This window comes from Streptomyces sp. NPDC098781 (assembly GCF_044759995.1).
Classification (GTDB): Bacteria; Actinomycetota; Actinomycetes; order Streptomycetales; family Streptomycetaceae; genus Streptomyces.
Genome location: NZ_JBIWAK010000004.1, coordinates 280,680 through 304,895, shown reverse-complemented (window position 1 = coordinate 304,895; position 24,216 = coordinate 280,680). Strand labels below are relative to the sequence as shown.

The following is a 24,216-nucleotide window of genomic DNA, read 5'->3' as shown; positions in this document are numbered from 1 at the left end:
CGCTGTCCTGCCGAGCCGTGCCGTGTCCCTACGCCAGACTGTCCCGCCAGGCCCGGTGCAGATCCGCGAACCTGCCTGTCCCGGCGATCAGTTCGGCCGGGGTGCCGTCCTCCACGATCCGGCCGTGTTCCATGACCAGGACCCGGTCGGCGATCTCCACGGTGGACAGCCGGTGGGCGATGACGACGGCGGTACGGCCGTGCAGGACCGTCGACATCGCGCGCTGCACGGCCCGCTCGCCCGGGATGTCCAGGGAGCTGGTCGCCTCGTCCAGGATCAGCACGGCCGGGTCGGCGAGCAGCGCCCGCGCGAACGCCACGAGCTGGCGCTGACCGGCCGAGATACGGCCGCCCCGCTTGCGTACGTCGGTGTCGTAGCCGTCGGGCAGGGCGCTGATGAAGTCGTGCGCGCCGATGGCCTTCGCGGCCTGCTCGATGTCCTCGCGGGTGGCGTCGGGCCGCCCGATGGCGATGTTCTCGGCGACGGTGCCGGAGAACAGGAACGCCTCCTGCGTCACCATCACCACCCCGCGCCGCAGCTCGGGCACGGCCAGCTCGCGCAGGTCGACGCCGTCCAGCAGGACCCGGCCGTCGGAGGGGTCGTAGAACCGGGCCAGCAGCTTGGCCAGCGTCGACTTGCCGGCGCCGGTGGAGCCGACGACCGCGACGGTCTGCCCGGCCGGGATCGCGAGGTCGAAGCTGGGCAGCACCTCGCCGCCGGTGCGGTAGCCGAACCGGACCTCGTCGAAGACGACCTCGCGGCCGGGGTGCTCCGAGCGGAGGTCCGGGAGCTGCCGGGGCGCCGACGGCTCGGGCACGGAAGGCGTCTGGGCCAGCAGTCCGGCGATCTTCTCCAGGGAGGCCGCCGCCGACTGGTACGAGTTCAGGAACATGCCGAGCCGGTCGATCGGGTCGTACAGCCTCCGCAGATAGAGCACGGCCGCCGCCAGCACACCGAGGGCCAGCGTGCCGCCCGCGACCCGGTAGGCGCCCCACAGCACGATCCCCGCGACGGCCGTGTTGGCGACGATCCGGGAGCCGACGACGTAACGGGCCATCTCCAGCAGCGCGTCGCCGTTCGTCCGCTCGTGCCGGGTGTTGAGGACCCTGAAGTCGGCGTCGTTGGCGGCCTCGCGGCGGAAGGCACGCACCGGGCGGATGCCGTTCATCGTCTCGACGAACTTGACGATCACGGCCGCGATGGCGGTGGAGCGCAGCCGGTACACCCGGCCGGCCCGCCGCTGGTACAGCCGTACCAGCAGATACAGCGGCGCGAACGAGGCCACGGCGACCGCGCCCAGGCCGAGGTCCAGCCACAGCAGCATCACCGAGATGTAGACGAAGGACAGGATGACGGTGATCAGCTCCTGCAACCCCTCGCTGAGGAGCTCGCGCAGGGACTCCACGTCCGTGGTGGAGCGGGAGATCAGCCGCCCCGAGGTGTAGCGCTCGTGGAAGTCCACGCTCAGGGCCTGGGCATGACGGAAGATACGGCCCCGCAGGTCGAGCAGCACGTCCTGGTTGACGCGGGCGGAGGCCAGGATGAACGCGTACTGGAGCGTGCCGGAGACCAGCGCGCACAGCAGATAGCCGACCGCGACCGCGAACAGCGGCCCCAGGTCGTCCCGCCGGAACGCCGGTACGGCCGAGTCGATGGCGTACGCCACCAGCAGCGGGCCCGCCTGCACCGCCGCCTGCTGGAGCAGCAGCAGAAGCGTGGTGACGGCGACGCGCGCCTTCATCGGGGCGAGCAGGGAACGCAGCAGGGCCGCGGTGGCGCCCGGGGGAGTGGGCAGGACGTCCCGGTCGAACGGGTCGCCCTCGACCGGTCCCCGGTCCGGCTCCTCCCTCTCCGGCTGTTCCTTGCCCGGTGCGGTGGCGGTGGTCGCCGTCATCGCTCGGCCTCCTCGGTCCCGGCCATCAGATGGGCGTACTCGGCATTGCTGCGCAGCAGTTCGTGATGGGTGCCGACGGCGGTGACGCGGCCGTCGGAGAGCAGCGCGACCCGGTCCGCGAGCAGCACCGTGGACGGGCGGTGGGCGACGATGAGGGCGGTGGTCTCCGCGAGGACGTCCCGCAGGGCGGCCTCGACCGCGGCCTCGGTGTGCACGTCGAGGGCGGACAGCGGGTCGTCCAGGACGAGGAACCGGGGTCTGCCCACGACCGCGCGGGCCAGCGCCAGCCGCTGCCGCTGCCCGCCGGACAGACTCAGCCCCTGCTCGCCGACCTGGGTGCCGGTCCCGCGCGGCAGGTCGTGCGCGAACGCGGCCTGCGCGACGGCGAGCGCCCGCTCCATCTCGGGCTTGCCGGCGCCGGCTGCGGCCCCCATGAGAACGTTGTCCGCCACGCTGGCCGAGAAGAGCGTGGGCTCCTCGAAGGCGACGGCGACCAGTTCGCGCAGCGCCTCCCGGGGCATCGCGGTGATGTCCTGGCCGTCGAGGGTGATGCGGCCGGACGTCACCTCGTGGAGGCGGGGGACGAGGGCGGTGAGGGTCGTCTTGCCACTGCCGGTCGCACCGACCAGGGCCATGGACTCGCCGGGGCGGATGTGGAGGTCGATCCGGTCGAGGACCGGTGGTGAGTCGGCGGGGGCGTCCGGGTAGCGGAACCGCACGCCGTGGAACCGGAGTCCGAGGTCCGTACGGTTCTCCTTCGCCGTCGAGATCTCGTGGCCCTCCGGCTGCGCGTCCATCACCTCGAAGTACCGCTCCGTGGCCGTCGCCGCCTCCTGGCTCATCGCCAGCAGGAACCCGATCGAGTCGACCGGCCATCTGAGCGCGAGCGCCGTCGACAGGAACGCCACCAGCGTGCCCGCCGACAGCTCCCCGTCCGCCACCTGCACCGCGCCCAGCACCAGCGCCGCCCCGATCGCCAGCTCCGGCAGCGTCACGATGACACCCCAGATCGTCGCCAGCAGCCGCGCCTTGCGCAGCTCGGTGCCGCGCAGGGTGCCCGACAGCTCCCGGAACGCCAGCGCCTGACTGCGGTGCCGCCCGAACCCCTTGATGATCCGGATCCCGAGCACGCTCTCCTCGACGACCGTCGTCAGATCGCCGACCTGGTCCTGTGCGCGCCGCGCCACCTCGGCGTACCGCTTCTCGAAGATCACACAGGTCACCATCACCGGCACGGCCGGGACCAGGATCACCAGACCCAGCGTCCAGTCCTGGAGCAGCATGATGACCACACCGACCAGGATCGTCACACCGTTGACCAGCAGGAACGTCAGCGGGAAGGCGAGGAACATGCGCAGCAGCATCAGATCGGTGGTGCCGCGCGACAGCAGCTGTCCCGACGCCCACCGGTCGTGGAAGGCCACCGGCAGCCGCTGAAGACGGCGGTACAGATCCGCCCGCATCCCCGCCTCGACGCCGGCCAGCGGCCGTGCCACCAGCCAGCGCCGCAGTCCGAACAGCAGCGCCTCCGCGAGCCCGAGCAGCAGCAGATACAGCGCGCCGAGCCACACCCCGGCCGGATCCCGGTCGGCGACCGGACCGTCGACCATCCACTTCAGGACCAGCGGAATGACCAGCGAGAGACACGAGGCGACGATCGCCACGCACGCGGCGGTGAAGAGCCGCACGCGCACCGGCCGCACGTACGGCCACAGGCGCAGCAGCGTACGTACGGCGGATCGTTCGGACCTGTCCTCTGCGGTTGCACGTGTCGTCACCATCAGCAGCGAGCCTACGGATCGCCACTGACACTGCCCACCGAGTTTTGGCCGGTCCGCGGTCGGTCGCTGGTCCTACTACCTGCGTGTTCGAGGGGTCGTACACCTCTCCCTCCGCCCGCGAACGGGTTCCTTGCCCTGGGCCGATCAGCCGTCCACCCTCAGCAGCAGCACGGCCCGCGCCGGCACCGTGATCGCCGCTCCCGCCCGGTGCCGCACGCCCGGCGCCGCCTCCTGCTCCTCGTGCGAGGTGTCGACGACGACCTCGTAGCGCTCCGCCCAGGGCGGCCCCGGCAGCACGAAGCTCACCGGCCGGTCCCCGGCGTGCAGCACGGCAAGGAAGCTGTCGTCGACTATCGGCGCCCCGCGCTCGTCCCGCCCCGGGATGTCCCGCCCGGACAGATACATCCCCAGCGTGGCGGCGGGCGCGTACCAGTCCCGCTCCGTCATCTCCGAGCCGCGTGCCGTGAACCAGGCCAGGTCCCGCAGCCCGTCGGCCGAGTGCGCGCGCCCGGAGAAGAACGCCCGCCGACGTAGCACGGGATGCCGGTGCCGCAGCTCGATCAGCCGGGCCGTGAGGTCGAACAGCGCCTTCCAACCCGGCTCCTCCAGCAGCCCCCAGTCCAGCCAGCTGATCTCGTTGTCCTGGCAGTAGGCGTTGTTGTTGCCGCGCTGGGTGCGCCCCAGCTCGTCGCCCGCGACCAGCATCGGCACGCCCGTCGACAGCAGCAGCGTCGTCAGCAGGTTCCGCAGCTGCCGGCGCCTGAGCGCCCGTACCTGCTCGTCGTCCGTCGCGCCCTCGGCGCCGCAGTTCCAGGCCCGGTTGTCGTTCGAACCGTCCCGGTTGCCCTCACCGTTGGCCTCGTTGTGCTTGCGCTCGTAGGACACCAGGTCCCGCAGTGTGAAACCGTCGTGCGCGGTCACGAAGTTCACCGACGCGTACGGCCGCCGCCCGCCCCACGCGTACAGGTCGCTCGACCCCGACAGCCGGTACCCCAGGTCCCGTACGTCCGGGAGCGCGCCCCGCCAGAAGTCCCGCACGGCGTTGCGGTAGCGGTCGTTCCACTCCGTCCACAGCGGGGGGAAGGCGCCCACCTGGTAGCCGCCCGACCCCACGTCCCACGGCTCGGCGATCAGCTTCACCCGGCGCAGCACCGGATCCTGCGCGATGACGGCGAGAAACGGCGAGAGCATGTCGACGTCGTGCATGGAGCGGGCCAGCGCGGCGGCCAGGTCGAAGCGGAAGCCGTCGACGCCCATCTCCGTCACCCAGTACCGCAGCGAGTCGGTGATGAGCCGCAGCACATGCGGCTGGACGACGTGCAGGGTGTTGCCGCAGCCGGTGTAGTCCGCGTACCGGCGCGCGTCCGACTGCAAGCGGTAGTACCCCCGGTTGTCGATGCCCTTCAACGACAGCGTCGGGCCCAGCTCGCCCGCCTCCGCCGTGTGGTTGTAGACGACGTCGAGGATGACCTCGATCCCGGCGGCGTGCAGCGCGCGGACCATCCGTTTGAACTCGCCGACCTGCTGACCCGTCGTACCGGAGGCGGCGTACGCGGCGTGCGGGGCGAAGTAGCCGATGGAGTTGTAGCCCCAGTAGTTGCGCAGCCCCTTGCGCAGCAGATGGTCCTCGTGCGCGAACTGGTGCACCGGCAGCAGCTCCACCGCCGTCACGCCCAGCTTCACCAGGTGCTCGATCGCCGCCGGATGCGCCAGACCGGCGTAGGTGCCCCGCAGTTCCTCCGGAATCCCGGGGTGCAGCTTCGTGAACCCCCGTACATGTACCTCGTAGATCACCGAGTCGGCCCACGGCGTCTTCGGCCGCCGGTCGTCCGCCCAGTCGTCGTCATCGTGGACGACGACGCCCTTCGGGACGTACGGCGCCGAGTCCCGCTCGTCGCGCACGGTGTCCGCCACATGCTGCTGAGGCCAGTCGCGGACGTGCCCGTACACCTCCGGCGGCAGGCTGAAGTCGCCGTCCACCGCGCGGGCGTACGGATCCAGCAGCAGCTTCGCCGGGTTCCAGCGGCCGCCGGTCCACGGGTCCCAGCGGCCGTGCACCCGGTAGCCGTAGCGCTGACCGGGCATCACACCCGGCACGAAGCCGTGCCAGATCTCGTGCGTCAGCTCGGTCAGCCTGGCCCGCGTCTCCTTGCCCTGTTCATCGAAGAGACACAGCTCGACGGCCTCCGCCCCGCCGGCCCACAACGCGAAGTTGGTGCCCGCCACCCCGTCCGGACCGACCCGGAAACGGGCGCCGAGCGGCACGGGCGTGCCCGGCCACACGGGCACGGCAGGGGCCTTGGGCCGCACGCCGTTCACGACGGCGGCCGGGCGCCCCTCCCCAACGACGGCCGCACCGGCCACCGCCTCCTGCTCGGCTGCGCTCGACACCTGTGGCCTCCCACGGCTCACGGACCACACGATATGGAAAGAGAGCCCACGGTCGTCCCAGCCGCGGCTCCCCGTCGCGTCGTCCTCCCCAAGGTTCTTCCCACCGCCGGGCTCGCACTCACGTTTCCCCGGACCCACCCCGGTCGTTGGGGTCTTCGTGAGGCACGTACAAGGGCGCGCGCGGCGCGCGAGGGCCGCGTTGGCCGCCGTAGTGACATGGGCAGGTCTGCTGGCCGGAGCGGTCGGCTGCACCACGGACGGCGGCGCCGGCGAGATGCTGGGCAAGGCGCCGGCGCCCGAGGACGTCATCAGGGTCACACCCGACGACGGCTCCAGGGGCGCACGCCCCGACGACGAACTGCTCGTCCGTGTGCCCAGCGGACGCCTGGAGTCGGTGAAGGTCGTCAAGTCCCAGGACGCCCAGGACACCCCGGTGTCCGGGCACATCTCCGAGGACGGCCTGCGCTGGGAGCCCGAGGACCCCGGGCTCGCGCTGGCCGCCAGATACACGATCGACGCGGTGGCCGTCGACGGCCACGGGCGCCGCAGCGCACGGCACACGACCTTCACCACGTACGTCCCCGACAAGCGGTTCATCGGATACGTCGCCCCCGAGAACCGCTCCACCGTCGGCACCGGAATGATCGTCTCCCTGGAGTTCAACCGGGAGATCGACAACCGCGCCGCCGTCGAACGCGCCGTCCAGGTCACGGCCGAGCCGGCCGTGGAGATCCGCCCGCACTGGTTCGGCAGGAGCCGTCTCGACTTCCGCCCCCGCGACTACTGGAAGCCCGGCACCCAGGTCACCGTCGACCTGCGGCTGCGGGACGTCGAGGGCGCCCGCGGTGTGTACGGACTCCAGCACAAGACCTTCTCCTTCACCGTCGGCCGCCACCAGACCTCCCTGGTCGACGCCGTCGAGCACACCATGGAGGTCCGCCGCGACGGCGAACTGCTCGCCACCGTCCCGATCACGGCCGGCGCCCCGAAGATGACCACCTACAACGGCAAGATGGTGGTCACCGAGATGCTCGAACTGACCCGGATGAACGGCGCCACGGTCGGCTTCAAGAAGAAGAACGGCAAGGGCGAGTACGACATCCCGGACGTCCCGCACGCCATGCGGCTGACCGACTCCGGCACCTTCCTGCACGGCAACTACTGGGCGGACGCCGCGATCTTCGGGCAGAGCAACGTCAGCCACGGCTGCGTCGGCCTCCGGGACGTCAAGGGCGGCGGCTCCGACACGCCCGCGGGCTGGTTCTTCGACCGCAGTCTGATCGGGGACGTCGTCGAGGTCGTCCGCAGCAATGACAAAAAGGTCGCTCCCGACAATGGGCTCGGAGGGTGGAATATGGGCTGGAAGGAGTGGAAGGCAGGCAGCGCGGTGAAGTAATCGGTCAGGGGGGTGAGTTGGGCGAGGCGCACCACCGGCGGACCGCCGGCCGATGTTGGAACGGAACGGTGACAATCGCGCGGCGCCGACGTGCCTGGCCATGTGGTTAATATGCGCCGATGCGCGCGGCGGGCGCGCGGGGGCGCGGGTCGGACCAGGCCCGGGGAGGGGAGTACGACTTTGAACGTGCGGCCGATATCGGGGGCGTCGGTTGGCGGACGTGGACGCGGGCGCGTGGGGTTTTCCGCGGTCGCGGGTGCGCTGCTGCTGACGGTCACCGCGTGCGGTGGGGGCGGCGGAGCGGATTCGGGTGCCGGTGACGGGAAGGGCGGGGACGCCGGCACGGCGGAGGCCAAGAAGTCGCAGGCCGTCGTGACCATAGCCCCGGGGGACGGCGCCAAGTCGGTGGACACCAGCGGTGCGCTGAAGGTGACCGCGGCCAAGGGCAAGCTGACCTCGGTCGAGGTCAAGGACGCCAAGGGCGGCGCGATAGCCGGGAAGATAACCGGCGACGGGGGCACGTGGACGCCGTCCACCCACCTCGCCGCCGCCACGAAGTACACGGTGCACGCGGTCGCCAAGGACGCCGCGGGCCTGGAGTCCGCCAAGGAGGCCGACTTCACCACCCTGACGCCGAAGAACACCTTCCTCGGCCGGTTCACCCCCGAGGACGGCTCCGAGGTCGGCGTCGGAATGCCGTTCTCGATCCGCTTCGACCGGGGCATCACCAGCCCCGAGGACGTCGAGAAGGCCATCACCATCAAGACCGAACCGGCCGTCGAGGTCGAGGGCCACTGGTTCGGCAACGACCGCCTCGACTTCCGGCCCGAGAAGTACTGGAAGGAAGGCACGAAGGTCACCGTCGACCTCAACCTCGACGGCGTCGAGGGCCGTGACGGCGTCTACGGCGAGCAGGACAAGAAGATCTCCTTCACCATCGGCCGCGACCAGGTCTCGGTCGTCGACGCCAAGGCCAAGAAGATGAAGGTCATGCAGGACGGCAAGGTCGTGAAGACCATCCCCGTCACCACCGGCGCGCCCGGGTACGCGACCTGGAACGGCCAGATGGTCATGACCGAGAAGTTCGTGCAGACCCGCATGAACGGCGACACGGTCGGCTACGACGGCGAGTACGACATCAAGGACGTGCCGCACGCCATCCGCCTGACCGACTCCGGCACCTTCATCCACGGCAACTACTGGGCGGGCGGCGCCTTCGGCAACACCAACGCCAGCCACGGCTGCGTCGGCCTGCGCGACGTCAAGGGCGCCTGGAGCAAGGACACCCCGGCGGCGTGGTTCTACAACCACTCGATCATCGGCGACGTGGTGGTCGTGAAGAACTCCGCGGACGGCACGGTGGCTCCGGAGAACGGCCTCAACGGCTGGAACATGTCCTGGGAGAAGTGGAAGGCGTAAGCACGCCTTGTTCCGCGCTGCGGCCCCGGTGTACGGCCTCGTGTGAGGTACGGCACCGGGGCCGCCTCCGTTAGTCGCGGTTAACCTGCTCGCATGACCGTGAATCTCGAAGTCGCCGAAGGTGTCGGTACCCTCCGTCTCGACCGCCCGCCCATGAACGCGCTGGATGTCGCCACCCAGGACCGGCTCAAGGAGCTGGCCGAGGAGGCGACCCGGCGTGACGACGTGCGGGCCGTGGTGATCTACGGCGGGGAGAAGGTGTTCGCGGCGGGCGCGGACATCAAGGAGATGCAGGCCATGGACCACACCGCGATGGTCCTGCGGGCCCGTGGCCTTCAGGAGTCGTTCACCGCGGTGGCCCGCATCCCGAAGCCGGTGGTCGCGGCCGTGACGGGCTACGCGCTCGGCGGCGGCTGCGAGTTGGCGCTGTGCGCGGACTACCGGATCGCCGCGGACAACGCCAAGCTGGGCCAGCCGGAGATCCTGCTCGGCCTGATCCCGGGCGCGGGCGGCACCCAGCGTCTGGCCCGTCTCGTCGGCCCGTCCAAGGCGAAGGACCTGATCTTCACCGGCCGGATGGTGAAGGCCGACGAGGCACGGGAGTTGGGCCTGGTGGACCGGGTCGTGGCGGCGGACCAGGTCTACGCCGAGGCGCACGCCTGGGCGGCGAAGCTGGCGCAGGGCCCGGCGATCGCGCTGCGTGCGGCGAAGGAGTCCATCGACACGGGCCTGGAGACGGACATCGAGACCGGCCTGGCGGTGGAACGGGGCTGGTTCGCGGGTCTGTTCGCCACGGAGGACCGGGACCGGGGGATGCGGAGCTTCGTGGAGGAGGGTCCGGGCAAGGCGAAGTTCCTCTGAGCCTCGCGCAATCTCGTCCGGTCTCACCCCTGAAACTCCGCCGAACCACTTGCAATTGACGTCGTGTCTGATCCGGGTCCCTCGAAGGGGCGGTTTATGGCAGCCTTAAGGCAACCTTAAGCGTGTCTTGTCGAGGGAGCCCGTCGATTGCCTCCAGCAGACCCTTCGCCGCAGGTCAGGCGGGTCGTTGAGGGTCCCGAACTGCCCCTGACATATGCCAACCGAGCCCTGCGGAATGAGAGCTTCCGGGGGATGTATTCCTCCGGAACGGCCCCGACGGGCGCCGCGGGCGGCCATGATGGGGGCATGGCGGGGCTGGAGGGTGTCGAACACCCGCGGGGAAACGGCCGTGCGGCTGCGGCGCGCTGGTCGCCGGCGGTCGAGGACGAAGCTGCCTCGAAGGCGCTGGAACTTTTCGGTAATCCCACGGAGGCGGAGGTTCCGCTCCCCTCTCGCCCGGAGTCGGCCGCGACGGCCCGCCGGCTGACCCAGGTCGTGGTGCTACGGCAGTGGGGCCTGACCCCGAAGATGACAGAGGACGCGGTCCTGCTGGTCTCGGAGTTGGTCGGCAACGCCGTCCGCCACACCGGCGCCCGCGTCTTCGGCCTCCGCATGCGCCGCCGCCGCGGCTGGATCCGCATCGAGGTCCGCGACCCGTCCCGCGGCCTGCCCTGTCTGATGCCGGTCCAGGAGATGGACATCAGCGGCCGGGGCCTGTTCCTGGTCGACAAACTCTCCGACCGCTGGGGCGTGGACCTGCTGCCGCGCGGCAAGACGACGTGGTTCGAGATGAGGGTGGCGGACCGCTAGACATCTCAGCCCGTCCGGCGCCCGGTTGACCCGCGGTCAGCGGACACGCCGCCGAACGAGTGAAGATCCCCGACCCGCCGCCGTAGGCCCGCGATCGTGCTGCCCATGATCACAACTCGCCTGCGGCGGCGGGCCGCTGCCGCCGTCCTGTCCCTCTCGGCCGTCTTCGCCACGACGGCCGCCACGGCTCCCGCGACCGCCCCCGCCTCAGCCGCGGCCGCAGCCGTCAAGGCCGCCCCGGCCCCGGCCGCCTGTCCCGTCCGTTTCGACGACCCGATCAAGGCCGCGGCCGACCGCGGTGTCGACGTCGACCGCATCACCCCCGAACCCGCCTGGCGCACCAGTTGCGGCACGCTCTACCGGGCCGACGGCCGCGGCCCGGAGACCGTCTTCCAGGAGGGCTTCAAGCCCAGGGACGTCGAGACCGGCCAGTACGACCTGGAGAAGTACGTCCTGGTCAACCAGCCCTCCCCGTACGTCTCCACGACGTACGACCACGACCTGTACAAGAAGTGGTGGAAGTCCGGCTGGAACTACTACATCGACGCCCCCGGCGGCATCGACGTCAACAAGACCATCGGCGACGCCCACAAATGGGCCGACCAGGTCGAGGTGGCCTTCCCTGGCGGTATCGACCGGAAGTACGTCATCGGCGTCTGCCCGGTGAACAAGACGACCAAGGTCGAGATCATGAGCGGCTGCCAGAGCAACCCGCACTTCGAGGCCTGGCACTGACACCCCGCCGTGCCTACCGGGCGTGCAGCAGCACCTCCGCGCCCACCGGCCGGTAGCCGGCCGCCAGGAACGCCCGCACACTGCGGGCGTTCCCCGGCGCGATCTGCGCCCACAGTGGCTCCGTGACGAGATGCCGGGCGGCCGTCACCAGCAACCGCCCCAGCCCGCGCCGCCGTACCGCCTCGTCCACCTCCACCGACACCTCCAGCCGCCCGGCGACCCCGCGGCCCGTCACCAGGACCCCACCGGGAGCCGCCCACGCGCGCACCTCGTCGCGCCGGGTCCGGGCGTAGCCGATCCGGGGATGGCCGACGTCCTCCATCTCCTTGAGCGGGAGCGGCGGTTCACCCCGCAGCGGGGTTCCGGTCAGCACCGAGTCGACGGTCTCGGTCCGACGTCCCGTCCGCTCCATGAGGGCCGCCAGGAAGCGCGGATTCATCGGCGCGGCCAGCGCGTCGCAGTCCACGCCGCGCAGGGTGTCGTACACCCACGCCGGATCCTCGTCGGTGAAGACGACGGAGTGCGCGGTGAAGGCGAGGACGCCCGCGGTCCGCGGGGACGGCTGGGCAACGACCGTCGTGCGTCCGTCCGGGGGCGGGAAAACGCCGCGCGCCGCCGCGTCGAGAATGTCCCGCAAGGTCTCCGCCACGGCCGCCACCCCTCGCCCTCGCCGCTTGAGTCTCCACCCACTGGAAGGCCCACACTCGCAGACGTGATCGTAGAAGGCAGTTCGTGGACGAGATGTTCCACGGACTGGACACGGCCGACCCGGTGATCCGTGACCGGATGCGGGAGATGGCGGTGGACCTGCCGGACGAGCCGGCGTCCGAACAGGTGGACGCCTGGGTGGAGTTGGCCGAACTGATCCAGGACCCGCGCTTCCGGGCGCGGATGCGCAGGGTGGCCGAGTTCAACGCGGCCGGCCGCGGGGACGGGGTGCCCGCCGGGGCGTCCATGTGGTTCGCCCGCAAGCTGGTGCACCTGGCCGCCGAGGCGCGCGGGCAGGGCATCGCGCCGACGTCGCCCGAGGCCGGGCGGATCCTGCGGGACCTGCTCGGCGACGCCGACCCGGCCGCCGTGCTCGAACGCCTGAAGTCCGGCGTGAACGACGAGGTCGCCCGCTACCGCGAGCTGTTGTGCGCCGTGAAGGGCCGTGGGCCGGAGTCGGCGCACCGCGAGGAGTTCGCCTGGGTGGTCGCCGCACTGGAGGCACGAGTGGCCGGATAATCTGACGTCCGTCAGCAAGGCAATCAAGGCACGACGAAAAGGGGCGGATCGGTGGCGCAGATCGACATCGAGGAAGCACGCAAGCAGTTCGAGCGCATCGATGCGGACGGTGACGGCACCATCACCGCCGCCGAGTTCAAGTCCGCGCTGGCCCAGGGCGGCGACTGGAACGTCACCGAGTCCGTCGCCGAGGCGATCATCAGGAGCCGCGACCTCAACGGCGACAAGCTCCTGTCGTTCGACGAGTTCTGGTCCTACCTGAGCAAGTGACGCCCCCACGAAGGGGCGCCCTCCCCCCGGGGGGAAGGGCGCCCCTTCGTCATGCGCGGCGGCCGCGCGACCGTCAGGCGTTCTCGGCCCACTCCCGCAGCGCGGCCTTGCTGGCGAAGTCCGCCACGTTCTTGTCCAGCGGGTCGTCCGTGTACTGGTGGAAGCGCCACTTGGCCTGGATGCGGGGCTTGCCGGCGGTCACGTAGTCGGCGATCCAGAGGCCGTCCCCGGCGTACGACGTCGTGTCCACGTTCAACCAGTAGTTGCGGTTGCAGTAGAGGACGACCGGGTTGTTGGGCCGCTTCTCCTTCACCTTGCGGATGAACAGGTCCTTCTCCGCGTTGCTCGCATGCGTCCCCTCGCTCGTCGTCTCCCAGTCGACGGCGAGGATGTCGCCCGCCTTCTCGGGGGCCTTGCTCACGAAGTAGTCGGCCTGGGCGGAGAGGTTGCCGGGCCAGAGGAAGTGGTAGAAGCCGACGACCAGGCCGGCGTCTCGGGCGCGTTCGGTCTGGGCGGTGAGCTTGGGGTTGATGTAGGAGCGGCCCTCCGTCGCCTTGATGAAGACGAAGGAGAGGCCGTCGGTGCTGTAGGACGAGGACTGGTACGCGCTGACGTCGATGCCGCGGATCATGGGGGGACTCCCGGAAGTGCCGGTGGGGGGAGAGGAGTTGGACTGGCTGTATGCCCCACCGTGCCACGGCTGACGCGTACCTGACGTGGAATTGTCAACATTCGACGCCGGTCCGGTCGAGGCCGGTCAGCACTCGATGATGTTGACCGCCAGCCCGCCCCGCGCCGTCTCCTTGTACTTGACCGACATGTCCGCGCCCGTGTCCTTCATGGTCTTGATGACCTTGTCCAGGGACACCTTGTGGGAGCCGTCGCCGCGCATGGCCATGCGGGCCGCGGTGACCGCCTTGACCGCGGCCATGCCGTTGCGCTCGATGCAGGGGATCTGGACCAGGCCGCCGACGGGGTCACAGGTGAGACCGAGGTTGTGCTCCATGCCGATCTCAGCGGCGTTCTCGACCTGCTCCGGGGAACCGCCGAGCACCTCGGCCAGGGCACCCGCCGCCATCGAGCAGGCCGAGCCGACCTCGCCCTGGCAGCCGACCTCGGCGCCGGAGATGGACGCGTTCTCCTTGAAGAGCATGCCGATCGCGCCCGCGGCGAGCAGGAAGCGGACCACGCCCTCCTCGTCCGCGCCCGGCACGAAGTTGATGTAGTAGTGCAGCACCGCGGGGATGATGCCGGCCGCGCCGTTGGTGGGGGCCGTCACGACCCTGCCGCCGGCCGCGTTCTCCTCGTTCACGGCCATCGCGTAGAGCGTGATCCACTCCATGGCGAGCGCCTTCGGGTCGCCCTCGGAGCGCAGCTTGCGGGCGGTGTTCGCGGCCCGGCGGCGGACCTTCAGACCGCCCGGCAGGATGCCCTCGCGCGACATGCCCCGGGACACGCACTCCCGCATCACCCGCCAGATCTCCAGCAGGCCCTCGCGGATCTCCTCCTCGGTGCGCCAGGCCCGCTCGTTCTCCAGCATCAGCGCGGAGATCGACAGGCCCGTCTCCTGCGTCAGACGCAGCAGCTCGTCGCCCGTGCGGAACGGGTACTTCAGGACCGTGTCGTCGAGCTTGATGCGGTCCGCGCCGACCGCGTCCTCGTCCACGACGAAGCCGCCGCCCACCGAGTAGTACGTCTTGGACATGAGCTCCGCGCCGGAGGCGTCGTACGCCCACAGCGTCATGCCGTTCGCGTGGTAGGGCAGCGTCTTGCGTCGGTGCAGTACGAGGTGGTTGTCGAAGTCGAAGGGGATCTCGTGCTCGTCGAGGAGCCTGAGGCGGCCCTCCGACTTGATCTTCTCGACCCGGTCGTCCGCCGTCTCCACGTCCACCGAGCGCGGCGAGGCGCCCTCCAGGCCGAGCAGGACGGCCTTCGGGGTGCCGTGGCCGTGGCCGGTCGCGCCGAGCGAGCCGTACAGCTCGGAGCGTATGGACGCCACCGAGGACAGCACGTCCTCGTTGCGCAGGCGGTGCGCGAACATGCGTGCCGCGCGCATCGGGCCGACCGTGTGGGAGCTGGACGGGCCGATGCCGATCGAGAACAGGTCGAAGACCGAGATGGCCACGGGGGACTCCTCAATACGGGGGTGGTGCGAAAGGTTTCCGCGGGGTGTCCCGCCCGCTCACCGACCAGTGTGCGGGACACCCCACAAAAAGGAACTACTTGTTCAGACCGGGGTACAGCGGGTGCTTGTCGGCGAGCGCCTTGACCCGGGCCTTGAGCGCCGTGACGTCGTACGACGGCTTGAGCGTCTCGGCGATGACGTCCGCGACCTCGGCGAAGTCCTCGGCCGTGAAGCCGCGGGTGGCCAGGGCGGGCGTGCCGATGCGCAGACCCGACGTCACCATCGGCGGGCGCGGGTCGTTCGGGACGGCGTTGCGGTTGACCGTGATGCCGACCTCGTGGAGGCGGTCCTCGGCCTGCTGGCCGTCCAGCTCGGACTCGCGCAGGTCGACGAGGATCAGGTGCACGTCCGTGCCACCGGACAGGACGTTCACACCGGCCTCGCGGGCGTCCGGCGCCGTCAGGCGCTCGGCGAGGAGACGCGCGCCGTCCACCGTGCGGCGCTGGCGCTCCTTGAACTCCTCCGAGGCCGCGACCTTGAAGGAGACCGCCTTCGCCGCGATCACGTGCTCCAGGGGGCCGCCCTGGAAGCCCGGGAAGACGGAGGAGTTCAGCTTCTTGGCGAAGTCCTTCTTCGCGAGGATGATGCCGCCGCGCGGGCCGCCCAGCGTCTTGTGGGTGGTGGACGTGACGACGTCCGCGTGCTCCACCGGGTTCGGGTGCAGGCCCGCCGCGACCAGACCGGCGAAGTGGGCCATGTCGACCCACAGGTACGCCTCGACCTCGTCGGCGATCCGGCGGAACTCGGCGAAGTCCAGCTTCCGCGGGTACGCCGACCAGCCGGCGATGATCACCTTGGGCCGGTGCTCCTTGGCGAGCTTCTCGACCTCGGCCATGTCGACCAGGCCGGTCTCGGTGTCCACGTGGTACGGGACGACCTTGAACTGCTTGCCGGAGAAGTTCAGCCGCATCCCGTGCGTGAGGTGGCCGCCGTGCGCCAGGTCCAGGCCGAGGATCGTGTCGCCGGGCTGGGCCAGCGCGAACAGGGCGGCCTGGTTGGCGGAGGCGCCCGAGTGCGGCTGGACGTTGGCGTACTCGGCGCCGAACAGCTCCTTCACCCGGTCGATGGCGATCTGCTCGGCGACGTCGACGTGCTCGCAGCCGCCGTAGTAGCGGCGGCCGGGGTAGCCCTCGGCGTACTTGTTGGTGGCGACCGAGCCCTGCGCCTCCATCACCGCGACCGGCGCGAAGTTCTCGGAGGCGATCATCTCCAGCGTGGACTGCTGGCGCTCCAGCTCGGCGTCGAGCGCGGCGGCGATCGCCGGGTCCAGCTCGTGCAGGGGCGTGTTGAGAAGAGACTTGTCAGACATAAGGGGATGTATCTCCTCAGCCGGCGGTGTGGGTGACGTACTCGTCGGCGGACAGCAGGTCGGCCGGCTCCTCCGTGACCCGGATCTTGAACAGCCAGCCGCCCTCGAAGGGCGCGGAGTTCACCAGCGCCGGGTCGTTCACCACGTCCTCGTTGATCTCGGTGATCTCGCCGGTGACCGGGGAGTACAGGTCGGAGACGGACTTGGTCGACTCCAGCTCACCGCAGGTCTCACCCGCGGTCACCGTCGTGCCGACCTCGGGGAGCTGGGCGTAGACGACGTCGCCGAGCGCGTTGGCCGCGAACTCGGTGATGCCGACCGTCGAGACGCCGTCCTCGGCGGCCGACAGCCACTCGTGCTCCTTGCTGTAGCGCAGCTGCTGGGGGTTGCTCATGGCCTGAATTCTCCTGTACGCGCGGGAGTGGTGATGAATGGGGGACCGATGGAAACGTGCGTGAGCAGCGGAAATGTGCCCAGGGTCACGCGGGCGCCGCTGTCAGTCTCTACTTTCCGGCGCTGTCTTCGCCGCTTCTGCTGCTACTTCTGGCGCTTGTAGAACGGCAGCGCCACGACCTCGTACGGCTCGTGGCTGCCGCGGATGTCCACGCCGACACCGGCCGTGCCGGGCGCCGAGTGCGCGGCGTCGACGTAGGCCATGGCGATGGGCTTGCCCAGGGTGGGGGAGGGCGCGCCGGAGGTGACCTCGCCGATGACCTCGCCGCCGACGACGACCGGGTACCCGGCGCGCGGGACGCGACGCCCCTCGGCGATCAGGCCGACCAGGACCCGCGGCGGGTTCTCGGAGGCACGCTCGGCGGCCTCGGACAGCGCCTCGCGCCCGACGAAGTCGCCCTCCTTCTCGAACTTCACCACCCGGCCGAGCCCGGCGTCGAAGGGGGTGAGGGAGGTCGACAGCTCGTTGCCGTACAGCGGCATGCCCGCCTCCAGCCGGAGCGTGTCCCGGCAGGACAGCCCGCAGGGCACCAGACCGGCGCCCTCGCCCGCCTTGGTCAGCGCCTGCCACAGCTCCACGGCGTGCTCCGGCTTCACGAACAGCTCGAAGCCGTCCTCGCCGGTGTAGCCCGTACGGGCGATCAGCGCGGGGACGCCGGCGACGGTGCCGGGCAGGCCGGCGTAGTACTTCAGGCCGTCGAGGTCGGCGTCGGTCAGCGACTTCAGGATGCCGGGCGACTCGGGGCCCTGGACGGCGAGCAGCGCGTACGCGTCGCGGTCGTCGCGCACCTCGGCGTCGAAGCCGGCGGCGCGCTCGGTGACCGCGTCGAGCACGACCTGGGCGTTGGAGGCATTGGCGACGATCATGTACTCGGTCTCGGCGAGCCGGTAGACGATCAGGTCGTCGAGGATGCCGCCGTCGGCCTGGCAGATCATCGTGTAGCGGGCGCGGCCGACGCCGACGGAGCCGATGTTGCCGACCAGGGCGTGGTTCAGCAGGGCGGCGGCCTGCGGGCCGGTGACGGTGATCTCGCCCATGTGGGAGAGATCGAAGAGCCCGGCCCTGGTCCGCACGGCGTTGTGCTCGTCGCGTTCGGAGCCGTAGCGCAGGGGCATGTCCCAGCCGGCGAAGTCGGTCATCGTCGCGCCGAGCGAGCGATGCAGGGCATCGAGCGCGGTACGACGGGGTGCGGTGCTGCTGCTCATCGGACGGTCGTCTCCCAAGGCAGGACGGGCGAGGTCGTTCCTCCCCATCTGTCATCGGAACCTGAGAGGTTCGCCACGACCGCCACGGGGACGATCACGGCTTGCACCTTGGGTGGAGCCACGCCTGTTCTCGCGAAAAGGGGTGACTCGCTTTTCAGATGTGCCTCGCCCGCGCGGTAACGGGGCCTGAGAGATTCAAGGGAGGGACTTGCTCCTTCGGCGCCCTGGCGATGCACTGCCGGGGACTCTCCCGCGCGGATTCAAACGGCCGGTATGCAGTTGGCGCCGCCATCATTGCATGCCGGGCTCGTCGACGGCAGGGGCGTCTCTGTAACCGGCTTGTGGCAGGAAGCGAACGAAAATACGGGAGATCCTCTATTACCTTCTCTTTACGCTCAGTGGGGATGGGGAATCCTGACCCCGGAGGAGGACGATGACGGTGAACCGCACCACGGCGTACGCGACGAGCTCGGGCCTCGCGCTGCCCAAGCAGCCCGCCGCCCCGGCCGCCGAGGCCCGCGCCACGTGCCCAGCGCCCGTGGTCCGCGATCTGCGCGAGCGCTCCGGTCACAGCCCGCACGCCTTGCTCTTCGGCCCCAGGGACCTCGTCGTCATCACCGGTCTGCCCGGCAGCGGCAAGTCCACGCTGATGAAGCGGACGGTGAAGGGCATCCGTGTCGACTCCCAGGACACCCGGGACCGCTGGGACGCCCGGATGCCGGGCTACCTCCCCTACACCGTCTACCGCCCCCTCGTCCGCCTCGCCCACTACGCCGGTCTGCGCCGTGCCCTGCGCACCGGCGAGGGCGTCGTCGTGCACGACTGCGGTACGCAGGCCTGGGTGCGCGCCTGGCTGGCCCGCGAGGCCCGCCGCCGCGGCGGCACCCTCCACCTGCTCCTGCTGGACGTGGCCCCTCGCACCGCCCTGGAGGGCCAGCGAGAGCGCGGCCGGGGCGTCTCGCGCTACGCCTTCCTGCGTCACCGCCGCGCCGCCGCCCGCCTGCTCCGCTCGGTGACGAAGGGCGATCTGCCGCAGGGGTGCGGCTCGGCCGTGCTGGTGGATCGGGACGCGGTGGATGTGCTGCGGCGGATCGGGTTCGTGGGGTGAGGTGACGGCTCACCCCCGGCCGGGGCGGCGGACGAGCAGCCGCTGCCGGCCGTCGGACGGGGGCTGACCGGCCGTATCTGCCGGATGACCGCCCGTAGAACTGCGCGGGCCGGACACCGGATAGCCTTTTCGCCACAGACGTGGTTCACAGCAGGCGGTCAGACAGATGGACATCCCAGCGGATCTCCCCGCGGACTTCCCGGCACCGGCACACCTCCTTCCGCACGGCGGTTGGCCCGGCAACGAGTTGGAGGAGGTGCTCTCGGCCTCCCTCGGCATGCCCTCGGCGGGCGGGAGGATCGTCGAGGTGCTCGGCCGCAGCTTCGTGTGGGTGCCCCTGCCCAGCGGCGGCGGCCCGCACAGCGGCCCGCTGGACCTGCCCACCGTGGAGATCGACGGCCAGGGATACGTCCCGGTCTTCAGCTCCGAGGAACAGTTCCGCCAGGTCGTCGGCGCGCACATGTCGTACACGGTCGCCCCGGCAGTGGAGTTCGCCCGCGGTCTGCCCCCGCAGGTGGGCATCGCCCTGAACCCGGACGGTGTGGTCGGCCTCCCGCTCCCCCCGGCGGCGGTAGCCGAGCTCTGCCGGGTGAACCGCACCCCGCTGGACGGTCTCACCTCCGGCGGCCGCGTCAAGCTCTACGAGCCCGACTGGCAGGACGACCCGGTCGACTTCCTCGCGGCGGCGTCGGCCGCGTTCGCCGAGACCGGCGTGGTCACCACGGCCCGCCGCTGTCTGGCCGCGATCGAGACGGCCGACCCGGTGATGTTCATAGGCGTGGAACTCGCCCACTGGGAGGGCGACTTGCGCGCCGCCCCCACGGACGCCCTCGCCCGCGCGCTGGGCAGCGCGCCGATCGCCTGGCCGGTCAACCTGGTGCTGCTGGACGTGGCCCAGGACCCGGTGATCGAGTGGATGCGGCAGCGGGTGCGGCCCTTCTACACGCGGGAACCCTGAGAACCCGGGGGGCGCGGGGCACACGGGCCCGCCCCGCGGGTGCGACCGGCCACACCCGCCCCGCGCCCCGCAGCCGACATCAAGTCCCCGGCTCTCCCCGGCTCTCCCTGCGGAGCGCCTAAGCTGGGCACAAAGCCAACTTCCCGAAGAGGCGGTAAGACGTGAGCGCGAGCGGCACCGCTGCGACCGGACAGGTCGAGCACATGCTGCGCCAGGTGACCCCCGGGCGCTACGACGCCTACGAGGCCCTCCTGCGCGCGCTCGCGACCCCGAACACCGGCCAGATCTGGATGCTGCTCTGGCACGGCCAGGCCGGCTCCCCGGACGCCCAGTACGGAAACATGGAGGTCGAGGGCTACGGCTACGCGCCGTGCGTCACCTCCGCCCAGGAGCTGTCGGCCAGCGGCTGGAACCGCAGCTACGAAGTGGTCGACGGCGTGGAGGTGGCCCGCGCCCTCTACCCCGACCACTACGGACTCTGGCTGAACCCGCACGCCCCGGGCGGCGGCGTCGGCATCCCCTGGCTCGACCTGCGCCGCATCGCCACCGGCCTGGACCGCCAGCCCGCCGGACCGCTGCGGCTGACCGAGCCCGGCATCGAGATCCCGCAGTTCTACGCCCTGCTCGCGCAGAACGCCCACCGCACCCCGGCCGTCCGCTCCCTGCGCCGCGCCTGGGTGCAGCCGGCGCTCGGCGCGCCGTATCTCGCGATCGGGCTCGACGTGTACGACACCAGCCCGCCCGCGGTGGACTCGGTGCGCTCGATGATGCTCCAGTCGATCGGCGCGGTCCCGGACGGGCTGCCGGTGTCGACCGTGGCGATGTCCGACGAGGACGACCCGGTCGCGATGTGGATGCGGTCGGGCACCCGTCCGTTCTACGACCGCGAGGCGCACGCCGCTCCCGTGCAGGCACCCGCCGGTGGTTACGGTTACCCTCCGGCACAGGGTCGTTACTGATCATTTGGCGCGCTAACCTACCGTTCAGTCGGCATCCCGACTTCGTAGGTGCACACGGCCGTTGACTGCGGTTTCGTAGGCGCATCTTCGCGCGTAGATGGGATCGGAAGGTCCCGGTCCGCCCTCATACGCCCCAACTGGCTCGCGTCCGCCGATCGTTACCCGCTGTTCGGATAACGGAACCCCCCAGACAGCATCACGGTTGCGCATCCTTTCATCGCCAACTCTGGCAACAAAACGCAGAAGCGTTGAAGACTCCCGCTCCAGGGGAGCTCGCCCCTGTGTACGACGACGAGTACGACGGACTGATCACGCCGCCACAAGCGGCAAGCGCGGGCCGGCTCACGCCGGTTGAGAGGGGTCCCTGCCACATGACGGCACCATTGCACGAGCCGACCGCGGAAGCGGCCCCGAGCGCGGCCGAGGAAGCGGCGGTGGCCACAGGCGCAAAGGCGGTACAGGGGCGTTCCCTTGGCCGGATCGCCTGGGAGCGCCTGAAGCGGGACAAGCTCGCCCTGACGGGCGGCATCGTGGTGCTCGTGCTCATAGCCGTCGCCCTGCTCGCGCCGCTGATCACCAGCCTCGTGGGCCAGGACCCCGAGGCGCACCACGAGGAGCTGATCGACCCGCTGTTCGGTACTCCGACAGGTTCCTTCGGCGGCATCAGCGGCGACCATCTTCTCGGTATCGAGCCGGTGAACGGTCGCGACATCTTCGCCCGCATCGTCTACGGCGCCCGGATCTCACTCCTCGTCGGCTTCCTGTCCGCGCTGGTCGCCGTCGTCATCGGTACCGTCCTGGGCGTGCTGGCCGGGTTCTTCGGCGGCTGGGTCGACGCCGTCATCAGCCGGATCATGGACGGCCTGCTGGCCTTCCCGCAGCTGCTGTTCATCATCGCGCTGGTCTCCGTCATGCCGAACGAGATGCTCGGGCTGAGCGGTACCGGTGTCCGGCTGTTCGTGATGATCCTGGTCATCGGTTTCTTCGGCTGGCCCTATATCGGGCGAGTGGTCCGCGGCCAGACCCTCTCGCTGCGCGAGCGGGAGTACGTCGAGGCGGCCAGATCGCTCGGCGCCGGGCGGCTCTACATCCTGTTCAAGGAACTGCTGCCCAACCTCGTCGCCCCCATCATCGTGTACACGACGATGATGATCCCCACCAACATCCTCACCGAGGCGGCACTCAGCTTCCTGGGCGTGGGCGTCAAGCCGCCCACGGCCTCCTGGGGGCAGATGCTTTCGAGCGCGATCGACTACTACGACTCGGATCCGATGTACATGGTGATCCCGGGCGTGGCGATCTTCATCACCGTTCTTGCCTTCAATCTCTTCGGCGACGGCGTGCGTGACGCGCTCGACCCGAAGGGCTCCCGCTGAACTGCCGTTTCCCAGTGACCCGTGGCACCCACACGGGGTCTCTCTTCAAGACCGGAGGATCCGAGATCGTGACTACCCAACGCACCTCAGGGCGACGCAAGCAGGCCATGGCCGCTGCCGCCGTGGTCGCCGCGCTGCTCACCACGGCGGCGTGCGGCGGCGGCAACGACGACGAGGGGTCTAAGGGCGGGGCGGCCGGTTTCGATGCCGCGAACAACAAGGTCGCCCAAGCCTCGCTCGCCAAGAAGGGCGGCACGCTGAAGTTCGCCGGTGCCCAGGACGCCGACTCGTGGGACACCACGCGCGGCTACTACGGCTTCATGTGGAACTTCTCCCGCTACTACAGCCGTCAGCTCGTCACCAGCAAGACCGAGCCGGGCAAGGCCGGCACCGAGCTGACCCCGGACCTCGCCTCCGGTCTCGCCAAGATCTCGGACGACGGCAAGACGTACACGTACACCCTGCGTGACGGCATAACCTGGGAGGACGGCAAGCCGATCACCTCCAAGGACGTCAAGTACGGCATCGAGCGCGTCTGGGCGCAGGACGTGCTGTCCGGCGGTCCGGTCTACCTGAAGGACGTGCTCGACCCGAAGGGCGAGTACCAGGGCCCGTACAAGGACAAGTCCGCGGACAAGCTGGGTCTGAAGGCCATCGAGACGCCGGACGACAAGACCATCGTCTTCAAGCTGCCGACGGCCAACTCGGACTTCGAGGAGATGCTGGCCCTGACGTCGGCCTCCCCGGTCCGCCAGGACAAGGACACCAAGTCCAAGTACGGCCTGCACCCCTTCTCCTCGGGCCCGTACAAGTTCGAGTCGTACAACCCGGGCAAGGACCTGACGCTGGTCCGGAACACCGAGTGGAAGCAGGCCTCGGACCCGGTCCGCAAGGCGTACCCGGACAAGATCACGATCAAGTTCTTCACGAACGCCAACGACATGGACGCGCGCCTGATCGCGGGCGACTACGACCTGGACATCAACCAGACCGGCATGTCGCCGCAGGGCCGCACCACCGCCCTGAAGCAGCACAAGGACAACCTGGACAACCCGGTCTCCGGCTACATCCGTTACGCGGTCTTCCCGCAGAGCGTGAAGCCCTTCGACAACATCGAGTGCCGCAAGGCCGTCATCTACGGCGCCGATCACGTGTCGCTCCAGAACGCGCGCGGCGGCCCGATCGCCGGTGGTGACATCGGTACCAACATGCTGCCGCCGGCCGTTCCGGGCTCCGAGGGCCAGAAGTACGACCCGTACGAGCTCGCCGGTGCCAACAAGAAGGGCAACGTCGACAAGGCCAAGGAAGCGCTGAAGGCCTGCGGTCAGCCGAACGGCTTCAAGACCACCATCGCCGTCCGCAACAACAAGCCGGCCGAGGTGGCCACCGCCGAGTCCCTCCAGGCGTCGCTGAAGAAGGTCGGCATCACCGCCGACATCGACCAGTACGACGGCTCGCAGACCACCGGCATCATCGGTAGCCCCGAGAACGTGAAGAAGAAGGGCTACGGCATCATCATCATGGGCTGGGGCCCGGACTTCCCGTCCGTCCAGGGCTATGGCATGCCGCTGTGGGACAGCAAGTACATCCTTGAGAGCGGCAACAACAACTTCGCCCTGATCAAGGACAAGACGATCGACGGTCTCTTCGACACCTACGTCACGACGCTGGACGACGCGGGGAAGACCAAGACCGCCACGGAGATCAACCACAAGGTGATGGAGGGCGCGTACTACCTGCCCTTCGTCTTCGAGAAGTTCATCAACTGGCGCGGGAGCAACCTGGCCAACGTCTACACGACGGACGCGTACAGCGGTATGTACGACTTCGTCAACCTCGGCCTGAAGTCCGCGAAGTAAACCCGGCACACCCGCCGTA

20 protein-coding genes, 1 pseudogene and 1 riboswitch are annotated in these 24,216 nt (G+C 70.0%); of the genes and pseudogenes, 12 read left to right on the top strand and 9 right to left on the bottom strand.

The features are described 5' to 3' along the window. Positions 1–28: 28 nt before the first annotated feature. From ACIQWG_RS18290 to glgX, 3 genes are all read right to left on the bottom strand, one after another. Positions 29–1,894, bottom strand: coding sequence for an ABC transporter ATP-binding protein (locus tag ACIQWG_RS18290; RefSeq protein ID WP_404096486.1), 1,866 nt, complete (start codon positions 1,892–1,894; stop codon positions 29–31). Next, positions 1,891–3,675 carry an ABC transporter ATP-binding protein gene (locus tag ACIQWG_RS18285; RefSeq protein WP_404096483.1) on the bottom strand — a complete coding sequence of 595 codons (1,785 nt, stop codon included), beginning with the start codon at positions 3,673–3,675 and terminating at the stop codon, positions 1,891–1,893. Before ACIQWG_RS18285 ends, ACIQWG_RS18290 begins: the two co-directional genes overlap by 4 nt. A 144-nt stretch (positions 3,676–3,819) precedes the next feature. Continuing rightward, the gene (gene glgX / locus ACIQWG_RS18280; protein WP_404096481.1) at positions 3,820–6,066 is read right to left on the bottom strand and encodes a glycogen debranching protein GlgX; all 2,247 of its coding nucleotides are present in this window, start codon (positions 6,064–6,066) and stop codon (positions 3,820–3,822) included. 157 nt (positions 6,067–6,223) lie between these two features. Between glgX and ACIQWG_RS18275 the strand changes: the two genes are divergently transcribed. From ACIQWG_RS18275 to ACIQWG_RS18255, 5 genes are all read left to right on the top strand, one after another. Next, the gene (locus ACIQWG_RS18275; RefSeq protein ID WP_404096478.1) at positions 6,224–7,462 is read left to right on the top strand and encodes an Ig-like domain-containing protein; all 1,239 of its coding nucleotides are present in this window, start codon (positions 6,224–6,226) and stop codon (positions 7,460–7,462) included. 180 nt (positions 7,463–7,642) lie between these two features. Then, the gene (locus ACIQWG_RS18270) at positions 7,643–8,881 is read left to right on the top strand and encodes an Ig-like domain-containing protein (RefSeq protein ID WP_404096477.1); all 1,239 of its coding nucleotides are present in this window, start codon (positions 7,643–7,645) and stop codon (positions 8,879–8,881) included. A 93-nt stretch (positions 8,882–8,974) separates the two neighbouring features. Then, positions 8,975–9,742, top strand: a complete 768-nt coding sequence (locus tag ACIQWG_RS18265; RefSeq protein ID WP_404096474.1) for an enoyl-CoA hydratase/isomerase family protein — start codon at positions 8,975–8,977, stop codon at positions 9,740–9,742. A gap of 306 nt (positions 9,743–10,048) precedes the next feature. Further along, the gene (locus ACIQWG_RS18260) at positions 10,049–10,552 is read left to right on the top strand and encodes an ATP-binding protein (RefSeq protein WP_383415040.1); all 504 of its coding nucleotides are present in this window, start codon (positions 10,049–10,051) and stop codon (positions 10,550–10,552) included. A 105-nt stretch (positions 10,553–10,657) separates the two neighbouring features. Beyond that, the gene (locus tag ACIQWG_RS18255) at positions 10,658–11,287 is read left to right on the top strand and encodes an ADP-ribosyltransferase (protein WP_404096471.1); all 630 of its coding nucleotides are present in this window, start codon (positions 10,658–10,660) and stop codon (positions 11,285–11,287) included. A gap of 13 nt (positions 11,288–11,300) precedes the next feature. Here ACIQWG_RS18255 and ACIQWG_RS18250 read toward each other — a convergent pair whose 3' ends face one another. Further along, entirely contained in the window at positions 11,301–11,936 is a 636-nt protein-coding gene (locus ACIQWG_RS18250; RefSeq protein ID WP_404096468.1) for a GNAT family N-acetyltransferase, read from the bottom strand. A 59-nt stretch (positions 11,937–11,995) separates the two neighbouring features. Here ACIQWG_RS18250 and ACIQWG_RS18245 point away from each other — a divergent pair. Together ACIQWG_RS18245 and ACIQWG_RS18240 are read left to right on the top strand one after the other, a co-directional pair. Beyond that, positions 11,996–12,514, top strand: a pseudogene (locus ACIQWG_RS18245) (MerR family transcriptional regulator); the annotation flags it as partial. Positions 12,515–12,565: 51 nt separating this feature from the next. Further along, on the top strand, positions 12,566–12,784 hold the full coding sequence (locus ACIQWG_RS18240; RefSeq protein ID WP_404096465.1) for an EF-hand domain-containing protein: 219 nt from the start codon (positions 12,566–12,568) through the stop codon (positions 12,782–12,784). Between the two features lie 73 nt (positions 12,785–12,857). Here ACIQWG_RS18240 and ACIQWG_RS18235 read toward each other — a convergent pair whose 3' ends face one another. The 5 genes from ACIQWG_RS18235 to gcvT form a co-directional block, all read right to left on the bottom strand. After that, positions 12,858–13,415: a glycoside hydrolase family 25 protein gene (locus ACIQWG_RS18235; RefSeq protein WP_404096463.1), complete on the bottom strand. Its 558-nt coding sequence runs from the start codon at positions 13,413–13,415 to the stop codon at positions 12,858–12,860. A 126-nt stretch (positions 13,416–13,541) separates the two neighbouring features. Continuing rightward, a complete protein-coding gene (locus ACIQWG_RS18230; protein ID WP_404096460.1) occupies positions 13,542–14,909 on the bottom strand; it encodes an L-serine ammonia-lyase in 1,368 nt (455 codons plus the stop codon). Between the two features lie 94 nt (positions 14,910–15,003). Continuing rightward, positions 15,004–16,278 carry a serine hydroxymethyltransferase gene (gene glyA, locus ACIQWG_RS18225; RefSeq protein ID WP_404096457.1) on the bottom strand — a complete coding sequence of 425 codons (1,275 nt, stop codon included), beginning with the start codon at positions 16,276–16,278 and terminating at the stop codon, positions 15,004–15,006. A gap of 16 nt (positions 16,279–16,294) precedes the next feature. Then, on the bottom strand, positions 16,295–16,672 hold the full coding sequence (gcvH, locus tag ACIQWG_RS18220) for a glycine cleavage system protein GcvH (RefSeq protein WP_404096454.1): 378 nt from the start codon (positions 16,670–16,672) through the stop codon (positions 16,295–16,297). A gap of 143 nt (positions 16,673–16,815) precedes the next feature. After that, entirely contained in the window at positions 16,816–17,937 is a 1,122-nt protein-coding gene (gene gcvT, locus ACIQWG_RS18215) for a glycine cleavage system aminomethyltransferase GcvT (RefSeq protein WP_404096452.1), read from the bottom strand. Between the two features lie 164 nt (positions 17,938–18,101). Further along, positions 18,102–18,200: riboswitch (glycine riboswitch) on the bottom strand. A 170-nt stretch (positions 18,201–18,370) separates the two neighbouring features. Between gcvT and ACIQWG_RS18210 the strand changes: the two genes are divergently transcribed. The 5 genes from ACIQWG_RS18210 (at position 18,371) to ACIQWG_RS18190 (ending at position 24,197) form a co-directional block, all read left to right on the top strand. Next, positions 18,371–19,045, top strand: a complete 675-nt coding sequence (locus ACIQWG_RS18210) for an AAA family ATPase (RefSeq protein ID WP_404096449.1) — start codon at positions 18,371–18,373, stop codon at positions 19,043–19,045. 166 nt (positions 19,046–19,211) lie between these two features. Further along, positions 19,212–20,003 (top strand): enhanced serine sensitivity protein SseB, encoded by a 792-nt coding sequence (locus ACIQWG_RS18205; RefSeq protein WP_404096446.1) that lies wholly within the window; start codon positions 19,212–19,214, stop codon positions 20,001–20,003. Positions 20,004–20,164: 161 nt separating this feature from the next. Continuing rightward, entirely contained in the window at positions 20,165–20,962 is a 798-nt protein-coding gene (locus tag ACIQWG_RS18200; protein WP_404096443.1) for an enhanced serine sensitivity protein SseB C-terminal domain-containing protein, read from the top strand. 371 nt (positions 20,963–21,333) lie between these two features. Continuing rightward, the gene (locus tag ACIQWG_RS18195; protein ID WP_404096441.1) at positions 21,334–22,338 is read left to right on the top strand and encodes an ABC transporter permease; all 1,005 of its coding nucleotides are present in this window, start codon (positions 21,334–21,336) and stop codon (positions 22,336–22,338) included. Positions 22,339–22,406: 68 nt separating this feature from the next. Further along, positions 22,407–24,197, top strand: a complete 1,791-nt coding sequence (locus tag ACIQWG_RS18190; protein ID WP_404096439.1) for an ABC transporter substrate-binding protein — start codon at positions 22,407–22,409, stop codon at positions 24,195–24,197. The last annotated feature ends 19 nt before the right edge of the window (positions 24,198–24,216 follow it).